The sequence below is a fragment of the Rathayibacter sp. AC182 genome, from assembly GCF_979253875.1.
Genome location: NZ_CEEDEK010000005.1, coordinates 1831173 through 1849422 on the forward strand (window position 1 = coordinate 1831173; position 18250 = coordinate 1849422).

Sequence of the window (18250 nt, forward strand, 5' to 3'; positions counted from 1 at the left end):
GGCGAACAGGAGTCCGAGGCCGAGCACCTTCCCGGCGTCGATCGGAGCGGCCTCGCCGAGTTCGAAGCGACCGCCGGCGAGGTACCGGGCAACGAGCGCGAGGCCGGCGAGCAGGCCGCCCGCGAACCCTCCGCCCGGGGTGTTGTGGCCGGTGAAGAGCAGGTAGACCGAGACGATCATCGCGGGGTGGAACAGCAGGCGCACGAGCACCTCGAGCACGATCGAGCGGTTCTCGGGCCGGAGCGTGCGGCCGGCGACGAGCCAGGATCCGCGGTCGCCCTCGCCCGAGGCCTGCTCGGACTCGGAGGCGGGAGCGGTCAGGTCGCTCGCGCGCTCGCGGCGGTCTCCGGCGCCGGGCTGCTCGAGCCGCGGCGCTCCTCCGGCCCGGCTGGAGAGGAAGATCAGGCTCGCCACACCGGTCGCCACGACGACGAGCACCGAGATCTCGCCCATGGTGTCCCAGGCGCGGATGTCGACGAGCAGGACATTGACGATGTTGCGGCCCTTGCCCTCCTCGTAGGCGAGGCGCGGCAGGTCGACCGAGATCGGAGTCGCGGTGCGGGCGCCGAGGGCGATCGTCGCGACCACGGCCATGACAGCGCCGACCGAGATGCCGATGACCGCCCGCAGGCGCTTGCGCATCGGCTGGTGCTTCGCGGCGATCCGGGTCGGGAGCCGGCGGAGCACGAGCACGAAGACGACCAGCGTGACCGTCTCGATGAGCGCCTGCGTGAGGGCGAGATCGGGAGCGCCCTGGAGGGCGAAGAGCGCGACCATGCCGTAGCCCGTCGCTCCGGCGAGGAGCACCGCGGCGACGCGGTTGCGCGCGATCGCGCAGAGGATCGCGGCGAGGATCATCACCGCGGCGACGGCGAGCTGACCGGGGGTGTCCCAGAGGACGAGCTCGTCTCGGCCAGGTGCGGTTGACCGCCGCGGCGCCGCCCGCCCCGAGGACGAAGACGGCGAAGATCACCGTGAGGTAGCGGGGGAGCGATCCGCGCTGGACGAACTCCGTCACCGTGCTGGCGACGCGGTCGAGCCAGCGCACCGTGGCCCAGTAGCCCTCGGCCGAGTCGATGCGGTTGGGCACCTTCGACTGGATCCGCGCGACCGTCACGCGCTTGGCGAAGAGGAGGAGGCCGATCGCGATCACCAGCGCGCTGAGACCGAGCGCCGGCTCGAAACCGTGCCAGAGCGCCAGGTGGTAGCCGCCGTGGTCGGAGGCCTCGGCCGCGGCGACGAGCCCCGGATCGCCGTCGGGAGCGCCGAACGGCAGGGTGTCGGCGTACACGGCGATGAGGGGGTCGAGGAGGTTCGCTCCGATGCCGAAGACGACGCCCGCGGCGGCGAGCAGCACCGGAGGAGCGGTGAAGGTCCACGCCTCGTCGTGCAGGTGCGTGTCCTCGAGCTCCTTCTTGCGGGCGAAGGCGCCCCAGAAGAAGCGGGCCGAGTAGGCCACGGTGAGGATCGAGCCGAGCACGAGTCCGATCAGGGCCACCCAGCCCCAGACCGAGCCCTGCTCGATCGCCGAGATCAGGCTCGTGAAGACGGCCTCCTTGGCGACGAACCCGAGCAGCGGGATGCCCGCCATCGAGAGCACGCCGAGCAGCACGGTCCCCGCGAGGACGGGCGCCTGCCGCCCGAGTCCGCTGAGCTTGCGCAGGTCGCGGGTGCCGGCGCGGTGGTCGACGATGCCGACGGCGAGGAAGAGCAGCGCCTTGAACAGCGCGTGGCCGATCAGCAGCGTCAGCCCCTGCGAGGGCGGCGTCGCGCGAGCCGAAGCCCACGGCGACGGTCAGGAAGCCGAGCTGGCTCACGGTGCCGTACGCGAGCACGAGCTTGAGGTCGTACTGGCGGAGCGAGCGCCAGCCGCCGACGAGCATGGTCCAGACGCCGACGCTGACGACGACGGGCAGCCAGACGGAGTCGTCGGCGAAGCCCGGCGCGAGGCGGGCGACGAGGTAGATGCCGGCCTTCACCATCGCCGCGGCGTGCAGGTAGGCGCTGACCGGGGTGCGGCGGGCCATGGCGGCCGGCAGCCAGAAGTGGAAGGGGACGAGCGCCGACTTCGAGAACGCCCCGAGGAGCACGAGCACGAGGGCGACCGAGACGATCGGGCCGGACGGTGCCGCCTCGACGATCTCCGCGAGGCTCGTGGTGCCCGCCTGGACGATCAGGATCACGATGCCGACCAGCATCGCCAGACCGCCGAGGGTCGTCACCAGCAGCGCCTGGAGTCCGGCACCGCGGTTCTCCTTGCGGCCGTTGTAGTGGCCGATCAGGAGGTAGGAGAGGACGCTCGTGGCCTCCCAGAAGACGAAGAGGATGATCACGTCGTCGGCGGTGACCAGCCCGTACATCACTCCGGCGAAGGCGAAGAGCAGGGCGGCGAAGCGCCCGAGCGACGCTCGTCGCGGCGGAAGTAGCTCGCGCAGTACGCGAGGACGAGCGCGCCGACTCCGCTGACCACGAGGGGCCAGCACGATCGAGAGCGCGTCGAGGCGGAACGAGAGCGCGATGTCCAGCGCGGGGATCCACGGCACGCTCTGCGGATCTCACCGCCCGACAGGATCGTCGGCAGCGCGGCGGCCGGCGACGAACGTGCCGGCGGGCACGAGCGCCAGGGCGTAGAACGTCCTCGGACCGAAGCGGTCGACGATCCACGGCGTCACGACGGCCAGGGCGAACGAGATCACGAGGATGAGGAGCATCACATGTTCCTCTCAAGATCCATCCAGCACAGTCGTGAGTCGAGTTTATCGGAGGGGTGGGCGGCGGAACCTGAGTGCGGGAAGGCTTGACGCGCCCGTGCGGCGCCGTGAGGGCCTCCGGTCCGGCGCCGGCCTCCTCTAGCGTGGGCGCATGGCCCGCTCCTCCTCCCCGACCAGCTCTGCCGGATCCGCGTGCACGACGTCGCCTCCGGCACGTCGACCACGGTCTTCGAGTCGAGCACCGTGCTCGTCGAGGCCCCCAACTGGTCGCCCGACGGCTCCTCCCTCGTGGTGAACGGCGACGGGCTGCTGTTCCGGCTGCCGCTCGAGGGCGCCGGCGCCGGTGCGCTTGTCCCGATCCCGCCCGTCGGCGTGCCCGAGGAGCTCAACAACGACCACGTGCTCGCTCCCGGCGGCGGTCTCGCGTACGTATCGGCGCGCGACGGGCACCTGTACGCGGTGGCGCTCGACGGCCGGGCGCCGGCGCGGCGGCTGACGGAGGAGGTCGACGGGCGCCGCTTCAAGCACTACCTCCACGGAGTCTCACCCGACGGCACGACTCGCCCTGATCGGCGGCGGCGAGGACGCCTCCGGCCGCTGGGTCACGAACGTGTACACGATGGCCGCCGAGGGCGGTCCGCTCACCGCGCTGACCGCGGACGAGCACCCCGACGACGGTGTCGACTTCGACGAGACGGGCGAGGTCCTGTACTTCAACTCCGAGCGCGGCGGCGGGCGGGCCCAGCTGTTCCGGATGCGTCGCGACGGCCCGGGCTCGAGCGCGTCGTCGAGTCCGACACCGTCGACTGGTTCCCGCACGTCTCGCCCGACGGCGCGCACCTGCTCTCGCTCGCGTACCTGGACGGCACCGCCGGGCACCCCGAGAACCTCCCGGTCGAGCTGCGCCTGCTCGATCTCGCGGGGCGGCCCGCAGGCCTCGCTCGAGCCCGGTCGCGTCGTCGAGCGGCTCTTCGGCGGACAGGGCACGATCAACGTCGCCGGGTGGGCGCCGGACTCGTCCCGCTTCGCGTACGCGGACTACCCGCCGCTCGAGCACCTCTGGAGCCGAGCGCGATCCGCTGAGCCCGAGTTCCTCGCGCGACCCGGTCGTCATGTCGGCTGAGTGCTTGCTCCACATAGCCCGGAGGGGGAGGAGCGCCCCGCACCCAGCGGGTTGAATCGGAGGATGACGATCGACAGCGCCTCCACCGCCCGCGACTCCTCCACCCGCGCCCTCGGCGCCTCCGGCATCGAGGTGTTCCCGCTCTCGCTCGGTGGGAACGTCTTCGGCTGGACCTCCGGACGCCAGACCTCGTTCGACGTCCTCGACGGCTACGTCGCCGCGGGCGGGAACTTCATCGACACGGCCGACTCCTACTCCGCATGGGTCCCCGGCAACAAGGGCGGCGAGTCCGAGACGATCATCGGCGAGTGGCTCAGCCGGCGCTCCGACCGCGACGACGTGGTCGTCGCCACGAAGGTCAGCCGCCACCCGGAGTTCCAGGGTCTCGCCCCCGACACCGTGCGCGCGGCGGCCCGCGCCTCGCTCGCGCGTCTGCGCACCGACCACATCGACCTCTACTACGCGCACTTCGACGACGACGCCGTCTCGATCGAGGACATCGCGCGGGTCTTCTCCGAGCTGGTCGACGAGGGTCTCGTCCGCGCGATCGGCGTCTCGAACTTCAGCGCCGACCGCATCGCCCAGTGGATGCGCTTCGCCTCGGAGGAGGGACTGCACGCGCCGGTCGCGCTGCAGCCGCACTACAACCTCGTCGAGCGCGCCATCGAGGCCGACCTGCTGCCGCTCGCCCGCGAGCACGGCCTGGCCGTCGTGCCCTACTACGCCCTCGCGTCCGGGTTCCTGACCGGCAAGTACCGCGACGGCTCCACGCCCGACTCGCCCTGTGCCTCCGAGCCGCGCAGTACCTCGACGCGCGCGGTCGCCGCGTGCTCGCGGCCCTCGACGCGGTGGCGGAGGCTCACGGTGCCGAGGTCGCGACCGTCGCGCTTGCGTGGCTCCGCTCGCAGCCCGGAGTCGTCGCCCTCGATCGCGAGCGCGCGCGTGATGGAGCAGTTCCCGCCCTGGTCGCCTCGGCGACCCTCGTGCTCGGCGACGACGAGCTCGCTTCCTCGACGAGGCGAGCCGCTCCTAGCGGGGTAGGTCTCGGATACGGCCCTGCAGGGGAGCCTTTGCTGATCGAGCAGCCCGCGCAGCGGGCGTATCGAGATCCCCGTTGTCTGAGCGTGGTCTCGATCGCGCCTGCGGCGCTACTCGACCAGCAGGGAGTCCTTGCTGATCGAGTAGCCCGCGCATCGGGCGTATCGAGATCGCCGTCCCTCGACCAGCAGGGGCGCACCGCCCCACCCGCGGTCACCGCCGCTCCAGCGAGGTGCTATTGTCTAACGGTGCCAAATCGCGGGCACGCCCCGAGAGGGCAGGTCCTCCGGGTCCGATGCCCGCAGGTGCGCCCCTTAGCTCATTGGTAGAGCACTTCTTGGTAAGGAAGAGGTAGTGGGTCCGATTCCCACAGGGGGCTCCGTTCCCGCAGGTCGAGCCCGCGGGGCCGACGCGCGGCGGGGTAGCTCAGGTGGTTAGAGCACACGGCTCATAATCGTGGTGTCGCGGGTTCAAGTCCCGCTCCCGCTACGTTCGGGAAGAACCCCGGCTCCTCGCGAGCCGGGGTTCTTCTGCGTTCCGGAGGCGGCGCGGGCCGCGGATCGGACCGCGCAGCCCGCGAAGAGCACGTCGTCCGAGGCGACCAGGTCCTCCAGCCGCAGCAGCCGGTCGAGGTCGTGACCGGCCGCGAGCGCGTTCGCACGCTCGGCCGCCGTCCGCGGCGCGAGCCGCCCTCCATCACACCGCCCAGCGCGCGCACCGCGCACGCCGCGACGACGCCCTCGGGCGTCCCTCCGATGCCGAGCACCAGGTCGACCGCGCCCGCCGGGTCGGCCGCCTCGATCGCGACCGAGACGCGCCCTCGCCGCGCAGCGACAGCGCCACTCCGGCGTCGCGCAGCTCGGCGATCAGCCCTGCGTGCCGCGGCTTGTCGAGCACCGCGACGACGAGCTCCTCCACCGGCTTGCCCAGTGCCTCCGCCAGCGCCCGCGCGTTCTCCCCGGGGGAGCGCTCGAGCGAGACGACTCCCGCGCCCGCCGCCGAGCAGACCAGCTTGTCCATGTAGAAGACGTCGCGCGGATCGAAGAGGGCGCCGCGCGGGGCGAGCGCGATCACGCAGACCGAGCCGGGCAGCCCCTCGGCGGTCAGCCGCGTGCCGTCGAGCGGATCGACGGCCACATCGCACGACGGCGAGGACCCCCGACCGAGCCGCTCGCCGTTCGCGAGCATGGGGGCCTCGTCCTTCTCGCCCTCGCCGATGACGACCGTGCCGTCGAACGGAGCGTCCGCCAGCACCGCGCGCATCGCGGCGACCGCGGCCTCGTCGGCGGCGACCTTGTCGCCGCGACCGTGCCAGGCGCGAGCCGCCTCGGCCGCCGCGCGCACGCTGTCGGCGATCGCGTACCGCAGCTCCACGGAGTAGGCGTCCGACGCGACCAGCCGCACCTCGCTCACGAGCGGGCCGGCTGCGCGGCGGCGGTGCGCACGAGGCGCTCGAGCGTGCGCAGTCCGTCCGAGGACAGCACCGACTCCAGGTGGCTCCTGCACCGACGCGACGTGCTCGCCGCGCAGGGCGTCGACCACCTGCGCCGACCGGGTCGCCCGACACCTCGATAGACCGAGCAGGAGGCGCTCGACACCCGATCCCGCGACCGACGAGAAGGTGCTGCAGAAGCCGATCGCCGCCTCCTCGCCGAAGACGTCGACCGCGAGCGCCGCATCGCCCTCGGCAGCGGCGCGGCAGCGGCTCGACGGGAAGGCCCGCGAGCAGCGAGAGCATCTGGTGGCTGAGGCACACGGCGAGCATCGGGCGCTCGAGCTGTCGAGCCGCTGGGTCATCAGCTCGCGCAGGCGCGCGATGCGCGGCTCGGAGTCGTCGCGCGGGTCGCCCGGGCCGGGCCTCGAACACGACGAGGTCGTCCGAGAGCACGTCCTCGACGCTCGACCAGGCGCTCGACGCGGGCGTCCATGCCGAGGTGGCGCAGCCGGCGCGCGAGCATCGTCGCGGAACTGGTCCTCGTTGTCGACGATCAGCGCGGTGCGCCCGTCGAGGCCCGCGATGTGCTCGGGCGCCTGCGGGCGGAGCCAGAACGACGCGAGCCGCTCGTTGCGCGCCTCGAGCGCCTCGGCGACTCCGGGCTGCGCGTTCAGATCGACGGCGGGCGGGATCTCGCGACCCGGCAGGAGTCCCAGCGCCGACAGCACGCCCGTCGAGGCCTTCGCGCGCGTCTCGGCGACCTCACCTCCGGAGTCGAGTGGCGCACGAGGGTCGCGCCCGGCGGGCACGGCCAGCTCGGCCGTCGGGCTGGAGGTAGGCGGTGCGGATCAGGATGGGCGCGTCGACCGTGTAGCCGTGCTCCTTCGGGCTCGAAGAGCGCGAGGACGGCCGGAGTAGTAGCCGCGCGGCTCCTTCTCGTACTCGGCGATGACGGCGCAGGCGTTCTCCATCGGGGAGCCGGTGACGGCCGGCGCGATCATCGTCAGTCGCAGCACCTCGCGGACGTCGAGATCGGTGCGCCCCTCGAGGAGGTACTCGGTGTGGCTGAGGCGCGACATCTGCTTGAGGAAGGGACCGAGGATGCGTCCGCCGTTCGGGCAGACCACCGCGCTCATCATCTTCATCTCCTCGTCCACGACCATGAAGAGCTCCTCGCTCTCCTTCACGTCGGCGAGGAACGCGAGCACCTCCTCTCCGGTGGGCCCGGCGGCCGGATGGCGGAAGGTGCCGCTGATGGGGTCCATCATCGCGACGCCGTCACGCACCGAGACGTGCCGCTCGGGGGTCGCTCCGACCGCGGTCACCGTCTGCGCGCCGTCGACGCCGGGGGTGTGGATCGCGAAGGTCCAGTAGGCGCCGGACTCGTCGGTCAGCAGGCGGCGGAACCAGGCCAGCACCGCCTCGATCGGAGCGGCGTCGGTGTGCGCGACGAAGGCGCGGGCGATCACGAAGTTCGCGCCCTCTCCGCGGCCGATCTCGTCGTCGATCACGCGCCGGACGATGTCGGCGTACTCCTCGTCGAGCACGTCGAAGCCGCGCTCCTCGACCGGGATCTCGCGCTTCGGGAGCAGTCGGAGGACTCGTCCAGCGGCACGCTCTCGCGCTCGCGGACGAGGAGGCCGCGCAGCGGCGCTCCGTCGTCCTTCGCGGCGAACCCGCGTCGCGCACCCTGGGCGTAGGGCACCAGCGTGAGCACGTCCCCGCCGTTCAGCGGGATGTCGGCGAGCCCGTCGACGTCGACGACGTCGCCGGTGAAGACGTCCACCTCGGAGCGGCTCCTGCCGGAGCACGACGGCGAACGGCAGCGATCCGTCGGAGGAGAGGATGCGGGAGAGGAGCGAGGTCATCGTGGTCCTTGGTTCGGGGTGTCCCTCACCCGGGCCCTGACATGCAGAACGACCGCCCGGACGAGGCGGTCGTGTGCGAGGGGTTCGGGTGCGTCGGTCCGCCTATGCGGGCCACCAGGGGCTTCGGTTCACGTGCGCAGGGGAGCTCCAGGGACCGCGCGACGGGCGGCCAAGCGGGAGGGGGTGGCGCGTCCCGAACGGGTGTCTGTCTCCGCTCTTCGGCCCCGTGATAGGAATACCCGCCCGGATCACCGCCGACGATCGGCGCCACGCGAGGACACGCATGCTCCGCTCCACCTCTTCCCTGCTGACCGCCGCCCCAGCGACCCCGATGCTCGCCCCCGCCGCGTCGACCACGACCCTCACTCCCGCCGTGAGCACGTCGGCCCCGTCGCCCGCGCCCACTGCGACGCCGGACCTCACCCCGGCCCCGGTGCCCACCGTCTCGCCGCCGCTGCCGGTGCCGACGCTCACTCCGCACCCGTCTCGGAGGAGTGCTACGAGGAGGGCGAGTCGCCCATCGAGTTCGCCGGCGTCGCGACCATCAGCTCCGGTGGGAACGCAGACCGAGATCTCGATCCCGGGCGGACGCTGCGCGACTGCCTCACCTCGTGGAGCTGACGTGATCGAGGTCCTGATCGACGACGAGTGGCAGGCGGTCGCCGGAGACGGCTCCTCCTTCCGCGAGGTCCCGCCGCTCACCGAGACCCGGTGGCTCGGCGGGGTCGAGGAGAGGGTGCGCTACATCTACTGCGGCTACTCGGCACCGTCCCCGGTCCCGACTTCGTGGTCGCGGAGTTCGCTCGCGGCCGCCAGTCGATCCCGAGCCCGCTCCGGTCGTCCCCGTCCCGATCCTCGGTGATCGGCGTCGTCCCCCACTTGCTGGTCTGAGCGAGCACCAGCGACCGCGCCTCGCACGGCCGTCCTCACCGCCGGCCACGCGCTGGCCGAGACCGGATCGGATGCCGGAGCGCTGCTGCCGATCGGCGCGCTGGCGCTGCTCGCCGGAGCCGCGGCCCTGGTGACGCCAGCTGCGCCGCCGCGTCAGCTGATCGTCCGCGGGGCGGGGCGCTCGGTCGTCTCGCCCCGCAGCGTCCGCAGCAGGAGCGTCGCCCCCGCGGTGGCGGCGGGGGTCGCGACCACGGCGCCGCCCGGGATCAGGAACGCCAGGTAGACCGCGACCTTGAAGCCGAGGGACATCCCTCGGCGCTCGCCGAGGAGTCGGCGGCGCTCGGCCAGGGTCATCCCGCGTGCGTCTCCCGCGAACCCGGTCAGTTCGAGGGCCAGGGCCCGCCCGCCGACGAGGGCGCCCGCGAGGAGGCCGATGATCTGGCCGACGACCGGGATCACGCCCAGCAGCACGAGCACGATCCCGATGCCCACCGAGGTGGCGATCAGCACGGCGGAGTCGCGGAGCGAGCGGCCGAGCCCGCTCCAGAACCCGGTCTCGCGCTCGTCGGGCACCCCGCCGAGCTCGTTCTCGACGCCGCGCCAGATCCGCTCGTAGAAGGGATCGCCCACGAGCAGCGTGACGGCTGCGAAGACCACGACCCCCAGGGCGACGAGCGCCCCGACCGCGGCGACCGAGATCGCCAGGCGCGCGCTCGACGCCCAGGCGTCGCTCCAGCCGTCGGCGAACGGCGTCAGCGCGGTGACGACGTCGCCCACGCGGGTCACGACCAGCACGAGCAGGCCGACGAAGACGAGGCCGAGGATCGCCCCCAGCAGCATCGCCCGGGGCGAGCGCACCCAGGTGCCGAAGCCGCGGAGGAAGAGGCGGGCGCCGAGGCCGAGTTCGCGGAGGACCGTCATGATCCCTCCCAGCCCGTGCCGCGGCTGTCAGACGAGTTCGAACGGAGCGAGCAGGCCGGACATCGCCTTCGGGAGCGGCCTCGCGAACTCGTCGCGCCGCGAGGTCGTGACGCCCATCGCCACGAGGCCCTCGACGAGGCGGACGGCGGCCGAGACCCCGTCGATCACCGGCACGCCCAGCTGCCGCGAGAGCTCGCGGCAGAAGTCGGCCATGCCGGCGCAGCCCAGCACGATCTGCTGGCCGTCGGCCGCGAGCGCGGCGGCGCACTCCTCGAGCACGACCCGGCGGAAGTGTCGGAGCGGGGGTCGTCCAGCTCGAGCACCGGGATGTCGCAGGCGTGGACGCCGGCGCACGCCTCGCCGAAGCCCGCCCGGCGCGATGTCCCACGCGCGTCCGCTGGTCCGCGAGAGCGTGGTCACGACGCTGAAGCGGCGGCCGACGAGGGTCGCCATGTGCATCGCGGCCTCGGCGATGCCGACGACCGGCCCCGCGCGAGCTTTCTCGCGGGCGGCATCGACCCCCGGATCGCCGAAGCACGCGACGACGTAGCCGTCGCTGCCCGCCGCGTCGCCCCGGACGATCTCGCGCAGCAGTCCCGGCACCGCCAGCGCCCTCGTCGTAGTGGCTCTCGATCGAGGCGGGCCCCATCGGAGGCGTCACCGCCGCGATCTCGGTGCCGAGGGAGGCGACGGAGCGGGCGGCCCGGCCGATCGCCTCCGTCATCCGCTCGGTGTTCGGGTTGACGACGGTGATGCGCATGGGTTCCTTGCCGGGGACGTGGCGGGAGGGGAGGGCGGCTGCCCGCAGCGGCGGCCGCCCGCGGATCAGGCGGCGCTGCCGTCGCTGACGTTCTCGAGGTCCTCCTCGAGGTGCCCGATGCGCGGGGCGCGGCGCTCGAGCAGGGCCATGGCGATGAAGCCCAGTCCGCAGCCGAGGAACCAGCTGTAGTCGCCCAGCCAGGTGAAGGAGGGGCCGCTGGCCTCGGCGATCCAGCGGGGCACGAGCACCGAGGCGACCGACGGGACTCCGCCGATGATGGTGGTCCACGGCGCTCCGCCGAAGCCCCTCGAGAACCAGTACCGGGATTCAGCCCGCTCATCGTGTAGAGGTCGTCGACCCAGACGCGCTGACGGCTGGATTTCCAGGTAGTAGCCGGCGATCAGCACGCCGAACAGCGGGCCGATGAGGGCGCCCAGGATGCCGAGCGTGTAGCGGATCGCGGTGTCGTTCGAGTACCAGTTCCACGGGGTCAGCAGCACCGAGCCGACCGCGGCGATCATGCCGCCCATGCGCCAGCTGATCTTCGGGTTGACGTTCGAGAAGTCGAACGCGGGCGAGATGAAGTTGGCGACGATGTTGATGCCGATCGTCGCGATGACGAAGGTCAGCCCGCCGAGCAGCACCGCGAACCAGGTGTCGATCCGCTCGACCGTCTCGATCGGGTCGGTGATGAGCTCGCCGAAGACCGGCACGGTCGCGGACGCGGTGATGACGGTGAGGAGGGAGAAGAAGAGGAAGTTGATCGGGAGCCCGAGCAGGTTGCCCTTCTTCACCGCGCCGTAGCTGCGGGCGTAGCGCGAGTAGTCGCTGAAGTTGAGCATGGGACCTGAGAAGCAGGACACGACGAGCGCGACGGCCGAGATCATCACCGGCAGTGACGCGGCGAAGTCGAGGACCTCGCCCGAGCCGAGGCTGAGCGAGATGTTCTCCTGCACCGCCTGCGACACCAGGTACACGGCCAGGACCAGCATCACCACGTAGACGGCGGGGCCGGCCCAGTCGATGAAGCGGCGGATCGACTCCATGCCCTGCCAGAACAGCGCGCGGCTCGCGCGACCCAGAGGATCGCGTACGAGAGGTAGCCGAGCGCGGAGAGTCCGAGGAAGGACGCCTCCGGGGTGTTCCAGGAGGCGGCAGTCGGGGAAGAACTTGAGGAACACGATGTTCAGCGACTGCGCCGCCAGATAGGTCTGGACGCCGTACCAGGCGATCGCGATCAGGCCGCGGATGATCGCGGGGATGCTCGCGCCGCGGATCCCGAAGATCGCCCGGTTGATGACCGGCAGGGGCACGCCGGTGATCTGGCTCGGCTTGGCGACGAGGTTGCAGAAGATCTGCACGATCACGATGCCGACGACCAGGGCGACGAGCACCTGCCAGCCGGCGAGGCCGAGCGCGAAGAGGATCCGGCGGTGACGTAGCCGCCGACGCTGTGCACGTCCGACATCCAGAACGCGAAGATGTTGTAGCTCGACCAGCGCTGCTTCACCAGCGGAGCGAGGTCCTCGTTCGCCAGGCGGTCGTCGTAGCCGGGCTTGATCAGGGCGGCACCGACGGGGAGCTCGGCGGCGACGCGGACGGTGGGCAGGTCGGTGCGGGGTGCGGTGGCGCGGTCGGTCATGGAGGATCCACCTCCGGGCGGCCGGGCGCGGGCCCGGCTCGGATCGGATGTGTCAGGGTGGTCGGTGGCGGACCGAGGCGGTCGGCCGTCCCCGTGCGGAGTGCGTGAGGTGCTGTGTGGATGCTGTGAAGCAGTCGCTTCACAGCATGTGAACCTATTGCTTGACACCCCCGGGCTCGTTTCGGCTCCGTTACGGGTGTGACGATCGCCGGAGGAGGGTCGCCGATGATCACCGACGCCCCCGAGCCCGACTCCGACGGGCTGCCTGCCGCGCCTCCGGCACCGTCCCGACGGACGACCCCGTGGAGGTCGCGGCGGAGCGCCTCGCCGCCGGGACGGATCGCGAGAGCGTCTCGGAGCGCGCCCTCCGTGAGCTGCGCCTCGCCTCCGGCCTGTCGCTGCGCGCCCTCGCCCGCGAGCTCGGCATCTCGGCCAGCGCGGTCTCGGTGATCGAGCGCGGCTCGATGCAGCCCTCGGTCGGGCGCCTGATCGCGGTCGTCGGCGCACTCGGCGTGCCGCTCTCGGCGGTCTTCGACGAGCCGGCGCCCCCGTCGGTCGCGACGGCGGTCGTGCGGGCGGGGGAGGTCGCTCCGGTGACCCTCGACGGCGGAGTGCTCTTCCGTCGGCTCGCGCCCCGCTCGGTCGAGGCGGTCGACTTCTTCGAGTCGACCTATCCGGCCGGGGTCGACCTCGACGGCGCACCGCCGGTTCCTCCGGCACGACGGCTTCGAGGGCACGGTGACGCTCGGCGAGCTGACGGTGGAGTTCGAGGACGAGATCATCGTGCTCGCGGCCGGGGACGGGATCACGTTCCCGTGCGAGCGCCCGCACCGGATGGTGAACCGCGGGGAGTCGACCGCCGTCGCGACCTGGCTGATCGTCTACCGCTGACGCGATCGGCGACGGCCCGATCGCGCGGCACCACCTGCGTATGGGAGTGTCGGCACCTCCACAGCGGGGAGGTGGTGGTGACTGTCCACACCCCGGGCGGAACGAGGCCGAGGGACCTCCTCGATGTCGGTGCCGACCGGTGTGATGTGCGCCCGGAGCGATTGGTGCGGAACATGGACGGACGGCAGGACAGCGGGCGGAGCGACGGGTGCCCGAGTGGTGCGCGGGCGAGCACGACGACATCGGAGGGCGCTCGAGCGGCTGCACCGCTCGGCGGCGAGCAGCGCCGTTTCGTGCAGGGCCGGACCGGGGCCGCTCGGTCGGCCGGAGGCGCTGCTCGTGCACGTGTCCCTCTGCCGGCCGGGTCCGGCGGGCGAGGTGAGGATCCGCCCGAGGCGGACGCCCTGGGGGTGCTCGATCTCGATCCCCAGCGGGGCGGCGCGCTCGGCCGGGGCGATCGACGCCTCCCTGCCCTACGCGGAGCCGCGCGATGAGACGCGGGGCGGATTCGGCGGCAGGAGCTCGCTCAGCTCCAGGTCGAGCGCCTCGCAGAGGGCGAAGAGCGTCTTCAGCTGTGAAGTTCGCGGGCATCCGGCTTGGTCCGCCCTCTTCGAACTTCTGATAGGTGTAGCCGGCGAGGCCCGCGGCGTGGGCGATCCGCTCCTGGCTCTCGCCCTTGGCCATGGTGGAGGTTCGTTCCGAGCTCCCGGGCGTACTCGGCCCAGTCTCGTTCGGGGCGGGGGTGTCGACATGCTGGCCAGCTTCCGAGAAGAAGGGTCGGGGGTCAGCCATACGCGCATGGGGTATTTCGCGATGGCCATACGAGCGTGCCACCCGGAGGAGGGGGAGGCCTCCGGGGCCTGCGGGAGCCACCGCGTAAGATGTCCGGTGCCAGTGAACTCGAACTGACCGGTCGCGCCCGCGCCCACCGCGTCGTACCAGGTGGGGCGCGAGAAGGTGCGCGAGTCACCCGCGCCGTGTCCGCCGCCTCCTCGCTCCACCACCATCCCCGAGGCTGCGCGCCTGGCCGGGTACGACGACGTCATCGCGCCGCCCACCTTCCCCGTGGTGATGCAGGAGCGCCTACGGTCGCGCAGCTGCTCGCCGAGCCCGACGCCGGGATCGACTACAGCCGGGTGGTCCACGGCGATCAGCGCTTCGTGCACTCCCGCGCCATCGTCGCCGGCGACGAGCTCACCGCGACCCTCGCCGTCGCCAGCGTCAAGCAGCTCGGACCGCACTTCGATGATCGTCTCCGAGTCCACCGTGGCCGAGGGCACGGCGAGCACGTCGTGACCCGCATCTCCACGCTCGTCGTCAGGGGTGACGAGGATCGCCGCGGTCCCCGTCCTCGCCGACCTCGAGATCGGGCAGGTGGTCGGCGAGCGGAGCTTCCACTTCACGCGCGACGTCCTCGTCCGCTACGCCGCCGCGTCCGGCGACTTCAATGCGATGTCCACTACCGCGACGACGTCGCGGCCGAGGTGGGCCTGCCCGGCGTCCTCGCGCACGGGATGCTCACGATGGGCACGGCCTGCAGGTCGGCCGACTGGATCGGCGACCCCGGCCGCATCGTCGACTACCGCGTCCGCTTCACCCGCCCGATCGTCGTCGATCCCCGCGAGGGAGCCGATGTCCTCGTCGTCGCCAAGGTCGGCGAGCTCGACGTCGACGCCGGAGCCGCGCGCATCGACCTGGCCGTCACGGTCGCCGGCCAGTCGTCCTCGGGAAGGCGCGCAGGCGCGCGTCTCGCTCGTCTGATCCCATGCCCGCGCCCTCCTCTCCGAGCTGACGACCCTCCGCGTCGGCGGTGCGCCCGAGCGCTACTACGAGCCCGCCACCACGGCCGAGCTCGTCTCGGTGCTGCAGGAGTTTTGGGCCGCCGACGAGCCCTGGCTGCTCGTCGGCGGCGGCTCGAACCTGCTCGTGGGCGACGACGGCGTCGAGGGCGCCGTGTCCGCGCGGACGGCGGTGTGGAACGGCTCGACTCCGACCGCCCCGGCGCGGTGCACCTGCGAGCGCAGGCGGGCGAGTCGGACGGCCTCGTGGCGCTCACCGTCGAGCGCGGCTGGACCCGGGTCGCCGAGGCGCTCAGCGGCATCCCCGGCACGGTCGGCGCCTCCCTTGCGCAGAACATCGGCGCCTACGGCCAGGAGGTGTCGGACACCCTGGTGGCGGTCGACTTCCTCGACGAGGGCGCGCGGGAGCCGGTGCGCCTCACGGCCGCGGAGCTCGAGCTCGGCTACCGCACCTCCGTCCTCAAGCAGGGGCGCCGCGGAGCGGTGCTCGCCGTCGAGTTCGCCCTCGAGGAGACCGACGGGGTCGGCGCGCTGATCGCCTACGCGCAGCTCGCGTCGGCCCTCGGAGTCGAGCTGGCGACCGGGTCCCGCTGGACCGTGCGCGAGACCGTGCTGCGACTGCGCTCCTCGAAGGGCATGGTCCTCGACGCCGACGATCCGGACACCGCCAGCGCGGGGTCCTTCTTCACCAACCCCATCGTGACCCGTGCCGCCGCCTCCGGACTGCCCCCCGACGGCGCCGCGCTGGCCCGTCGAGCCGTCCGCCGAGGCCGATGTCGTCACTCTCCTCTGACGCCGCTGCCGCGGGCGCGCCGATCGGACTGCCGGCGCCCGCCGCGCCTGACGCCCTCGTGAAGCTCAGCGCCGCCTGGCTGATCGAGAACTCGGGGATCACCCGGGGCTTCGCCCTGCCGGGGTCGCGTGCCGCCGTCCGAGCACACGCTCGCCCTGACGAACCGCGGCAGCGCGCGCCGAGGAGATCGCGGAGCTCGCCCGCTATGTGCAGGGCCGCGTCCTCGCCGAGTTCGGCGTCCTGCTCCCCGAGCTGTGGTGGTCGGCACAGCGTTCGACACGCTGTCGCACGACAGGGGTCGCCGGATCGGATGTCGCCGGATCAGGCGTCGCGCCGGATCCAGCGGAAGGTGAGTCGGCTCGCGATCAGGCCCAGCACGAGCCAGACGCCGAGGACGATCGCGACGCCACCCAGATCCCAGGCGCCGTCCACCTCGAGCTTCTCGAAGTCCGACGGCAGGAACACGGCGCGCATGCCCTGAGCGATCCACTTGAGCGGGAACACGCTCGCGATGTTCTGCAGCCAGTCGGGGAGCGTGGTGAACGAGAGGCCGAGCCTGGAGACGAACTGCAGGACGAGCAGCGGCGGCACGATGACCGCGGTGGCGCTCTTGCCCGAGCGGGGGAGCGCCGAGACCGCGATGCCCAGGATCGCCGAGGTGGCGACTCCGGCGAGGTAGACCCAGGCGAACGTAGCCCAGCGCCCGCTGTCGGTCGGCAGCTGGACCGAGAAGACCGTGGCGGCGACGACCAGAGCAGCGCCGTCTGGGCGAGACTCGTGACGAGCACCCGGCCGAACTTGCCGTGCAGGAAGCAGCTCAGCACCGGCAGCGGGGCGCCGGCGAGGCGCTTGAGGTTCCGGGTCGCTGCGCTCGACCGCGATGTCGTGGACCCCGAGATTCTGCACGCCCGAGAGCAGGATGCCCGCGGCGGCCAGCCCCGGGACGTAGCACGCGGCCATGGGTCGATGCCCGGGTCCTGCGGATCGGCCTGGCACGACCGCGTTCTCGCCGAACGCGACCGAGGAAGATCGTGAGCAGCAGCACGGGGAAGAGGAAGGTGAAGAAGACCCGGCCGGGGGCGGGGAAGTACGAGCGCACCTCGCAGCGGCGCGCGCGGCGCCCAGTCGCAGGGTGCGGCCGGGGCCGGTGCGCAGCCTGGTGCGGGAGGGGCCTGGACCGCGGTGCTCGGCGCCGTCTCTCCTCGATCACGTCGAGGGCGATGCCGCCGTCGCCGGCCCGGTCGTCCCAAGGGCGAGGTCGAGGCAGATGTCCCCGAGGCCGGGCCGTTGCACCCCGAGCGCCGGGGGCTCGCCCAGCCGGGCGCAGAAGCCCGGCGACGAAGCGCGCCGGCGCGCCGGTCGCGCGCACGCGGTGCGCGACCCCCGACTCCTCCCACTGCACGATCTGCGGGACGCGCGCCTTCGTCGCCGCCGATCTCACCGACCGGGCCGATGGCCAGCAGGCGTCCCGCCGGCGATGACGGCGGCGCGATCGCCGAGGCGGGCCGCCTCGTCGAGGTAGTGCGTGGTCAGGAGGATCGTGGTGCCCTCGCTCTTCAGCAGCGCGACGAGATCCCAGAACGAGTGCCGCGCCTCCGGATCGAAGCCGGTCGTCGGCTCATCCAGGAACACCAGCTCGGGGCGTCCGATGATGCCGAGGGCGACATCGACGCGACGGCGCTGGCCGCCCGAGAGCTTGCCGATGCGCGAGCGCGCCTTGGCGGTGGGAGCCCGACGGCCTCGATCGTCTCGTCGACGTCGCGCGGACGGGGGTAGAGGCTCGCGAAGTGCGCGATCTGCTCGCGCACCGTCGCGTTGCCGGATTCGCCGCTGGACTGCAGCACGATGCCCAGGCGCGACTTCCAGGCGAGATCGCCGTGGCGGGGATCCACCCCGAGCACCGAGGCCTCGCCGCCGGAGCGGTCGCGATAGCCCTCGAGGATCTCGATCGTCGTCGACTTGCCGGCGCCGTTGGGTCCCAGCAGGGCGAAGGTCTCGCCGCGGTGGATGTCGAACGAGATCCCGGTCAGGGCGGGTGCACCGCCGTAGTCCTTGCGCAGATCGCGGACACGGACTGCGGCGTCGGGGGTCATCGCACCAGCGTGCCCTGTCGCGCGCCCGAGCGACAGCGCCGGCACCGCTTCGGCGCAGCCTTGCGCTGACCCCGCACTTCGCGCAGTCGCCGCCGCGCATCCTCAGCTGTTGAGGGCCCTGCGCCCTGTGAGCGGTCGCCCCTTGCTCCTTGCGGAGGATGTGCATCCCGAGCAGAGCACTTCCGCGACCGCTCGTCCTCGCCCGCCGCGGTCCCCTCCCCGAGCGCACCCTCAGCAGAGCGCACCACTCGGCCACCATCGCGGCCGAGCCCCCTCCCTCCTGAC

At 72.4% G+C, this 18250-nt stretch carries 14 protein-coding genes, 2 tRNA genes and 7 pseudogenes; 8 read left to right on the forward strand and 15 right to left on the reverse strand.

The annotated features are described in order from the left end of the window. Positions 1–3: 3 nt before the first annotated feature. The 4 genes and pseudogenes from mbhE to AC0CII_RS21540 form a co-directional block, all read right to left on the reverse strand. A pseudogene (gene mbhE, locus AC0CII_RS21525) lies at positions 4–858 on the reverse strand (hydrogen gas-evolving membrane-bound hydrogenase subunit E); the annotation flags it as partial. A gap of 688 nt (positions 859–1546) precedes the next feature. Further along, positions 1547–1750 (reverse strand): annotated as a pseudogene (locus tag AC0CII_RS21530) (proton-conducting transporter transmembrane domain-containing protein); the annotation flags it as partial. Positions 1751–1832: 82 nt separating this feature from the next. Next, positions 1833–2360: pseudogene (locus AC0CII_RS21535) on the reverse strand (proton-conducting transporter transmembrane domain-containing protein); the annotation flags it as partial. 195 nt (positions 2361–2555) lie between these two features. After that, positions 2556–2714 carry a hypothetical protein gene (locus tag AC0CII_RS21540; protein WP_465230579.1) on the reverse strand — a complete coding sequence of 53 codons (159 nt, stop codon included), beginning with the start codon at positions 2712–2714 and terminating at the stop codon, positions 2556–2558. A gap of 189 nt (positions 2715–2903) precedes the next feature. On the opposite strand from AC0CII_RS21540, the gene AC0CII_RS21545 reads away from it, so the two are divergent. The 4 genes and pseudogenes from AC0CII_RS21545 (at position 2904) to AC0CII_RS21560 (ending at position 5361) form a co-directional block, all read left to right on the forward strand. After that, the gene (locus AC0CII_RS21545; RefSeq protein ID WP_465230580.1) at positions 2904–3794 is read left to right on the forward strand and encodes a TolB-like translocation protein; all 891 of its coding nucleotides are present in this window, start codon (positions 2904–2906) and stop codon (positions 3792–3794) included. 103 nt (positions 3795–3897) lie between these two features. After that, positions 3898–4841 (forward strand): annotated as a pseudogene (locus tag AC0CII_RS21550) (aldo/keto reductase); the annotation flags it as partial. A gap of 338 nt (positions 4842–5179) precedes the next feature. Further along, a tRNA-Thr gene (locus AC0CII_RS21555) sits at positions 5180–5251 on the forward strand. A gap of 36 nt (positions 5252–5287) precedes the next feature. Further along, a tRNA-Met gene (locus AC0CII_RS21560) sits at positions 5288–5361 on the forward strand. Here the strand turns inward: AC0CII_RS21560 and AC0CII_RS21565 are convergent. The 3 genes and pseudogenes from AC0CII_RS21565 to AC0CII_RS21575 form a co-directional block, all read right to left on the reverse strand. Then, positions 5343–6669: pseudogene (locus AC0CII_RS21565) on the reverse strand (fructose-bisphosphatase class II family protein). The gene AC0CII_RS21560 and the pseudogene AC0CII_RS21565 overlap by 19 nt on opposite strands. A 486-nt stretch (positions 6670–7155) precedes the next feature. Continuing rightward, positions 7156–7854, reverse strand: coding sequence for a chorismate-binding protein (locus AC0CII_RS21570; protein WP_465230581.1), 699 nt, complete (start codon positions 7852–7854; stop codon positions 7156–7158). Then, a complete protein-coding gene (locus AC0CII_RS21575) occupies positions 7815–8093 on the reverse strand; it encodes a hypothetical protein (protein ID WP_465230582.1) in 279 nt (92 codons plus the stop codon). Before AC0CII_RS21575 ends, AC0CII_RS21570 begins: the two co-directional genes overlap by 40 nt. Positions 8094–8458: 365 nt before the next feature. On the opposite strand from AC0CII_RS21575, the gene AC0CII_RS21580 reads away from it, so the two are divergent. Beyond that, entirely contained in the window at positions 8459–9037 is a 579-nt protein-coding gene (locus tag AC0CII_RS21580) for a hypothetical protein (RefSeq protein ID WP_465230583.1), read from the forward strand. A gap of 182 nt (positions 9038–9219) precedes the next feature. Here the strand turns inward: AC0CII_RS21580 and AC0CII_RS21585 are convergent, their stop codons facing one another. The 4 genes from AC0CII_RS21585 to AC0CII_RS21600 form a co-directional block, all read right to left on the reverse strand. Continuing rightward, the gene (locus AC0CII_RS21585) at positions 9220–9987 is read right to left on the reverse strand and encodes an EI24 domain-containing protein (protein ID WP_465230584.1); all 768 of its coding nucleotides are present in this window, start codon (positions 9985–9987) and stop codon (positions 9220–9222) included. Positions 9988–10014: 27 nt separating this feature from the next. After that, positions 10015–10590 carry an aspartate/glutamate racemase family protein gene (locus AC0CII_RS21590; protein WP_465230585.1) on the reverse strand — a complete coding sequence of 192 codons (576 nt, stop codon included), beginning with the start codon at positions 10588–10590 and terminating at the stop codon, positions 10015–10017. A gap of 222 nt (positions 10591–10812) precedes the next feature. Then, complete coding sequence (locus tag AC0CII_RS21595) at positions 10813–12141, reverse strand: NCS1 family nucleobase:cation symporter-1 (protein ID WP_465230586.1); 1329 nt, start codon at positions 12139–12141, stop codon at positions 10813–10815. Next, positions 12111–12389, reverse strand: coding sequence for a hypothetical protein (locus AC0CII_RS21600; protein WP_465230587.1), 279 nt, complete (start codon positions 12387–12389; stop codon positions 12111–12113). The genes AC0CII_RS21595 and AC0CII_RS21600 overlap by 31 nt, the downstream gene beginning before the upstream one ends. 302 nt (positions 12390–12691) lie before the next feature. On the opposite strand from AC0CII_RS21600, the gene AC0CII_RS21605 reads away from it, so the two are divergent. The 3 genes and pseudogenes from AC0CII_RS21605 (at position 12692) to AC0CII_RS21615 (ending at position 15934) form a co-directional block, all read left to right on the forward strand. Then, a complete protein-coding gene (locus AC0CII_RS21605; protein ID WP_465230588.1) occupies positions 12692–13774 on the forward strand; it encodes a helix-turn-helix domain-containing protein in 1083 nt (360 codons plus the stop codon). Positions 13775–14237: 463 nt separating this feature from the next. Next, positions 14238–14297 (forward strand): annotated as a pseudogene (locus AC0CII_RS21610) (hypothetical protein); the annotation flags it as partial. A 143-nt stretch (positions 14298–14440) separates the two neighbouring features. Beyond that, positions 14441–15934: a MaoC/PaaZ C-terminal domain-containing protein gene (locus AC0CII_RS21615; protein WP_465231050.1), complete on the forward strand. Its 1494-nt coding sequence runs from the start codon at positions 14441–14443 to the stop codon at positions 15932–15934. Positions 15935–16193: 259 nt separating this feature from the next. Here the strand turns inward: AC0CII_RS21615 and AC0CII_RS21620 are convergent, their stop codons facing one another. The 4 genes and pseudogenes from AC0CII_RS21620 to AC0CII_RS21635 all read right to left on the reverse strand — a co-directional run. After that, the gene (locus AC0CII_RS21620; RefSeq protein ID WP_465231051.1) at positions 16194–16778 is read right to left on the reverse strand and encodes an ABC transporter permease; all 585 of its coding nucleotides are present in this window, start codon (positions 16776–16778) and stop codon (positions 16194–16196) included. Next, the gene (locus tag AC0CII_RS21625; protein ID WP_465230589.1) at positions 16690–17313 is read right to left on the reverse strand and encodes a hypothetical protein; all 624 of its coding nucleotides are present in this window, start codon (positions 17311–17313) and stop codon (positions 16690–16692) included. The genes AC0CII_RS21620 and AC0CII_RS21625 overlap by 89 nt, the downstream gene beginning before the upstream one ends. After that, positions 17310–17525 carry an AAA family ATPase gene (locus AC0CII_RS21630; RefSeq protein ID WP_465231052.1) on the reverse strand — a complete coding sequence of 72 codons (216 nt, stop codon included), beginning with the start codon at positions 17523–17525 and terminating at the stop codon, positions 17310–17312. Before AC0CII_RS21630 ends, AC0CII_RS21625 begins: the two co-directional genes overlap by 4 nt. A gap of 15 nt (positions 17526–17540) precedes the next feature. Next, positions 17541–17965, reverse strand: a pseudogene (locus AC0CII_RS21635) (ATP-binding cassette domain-containing protein); the annotation flags it as partial. Between the last annotated feature and the right edge of the window lie 285 nt (positions 17966–18250).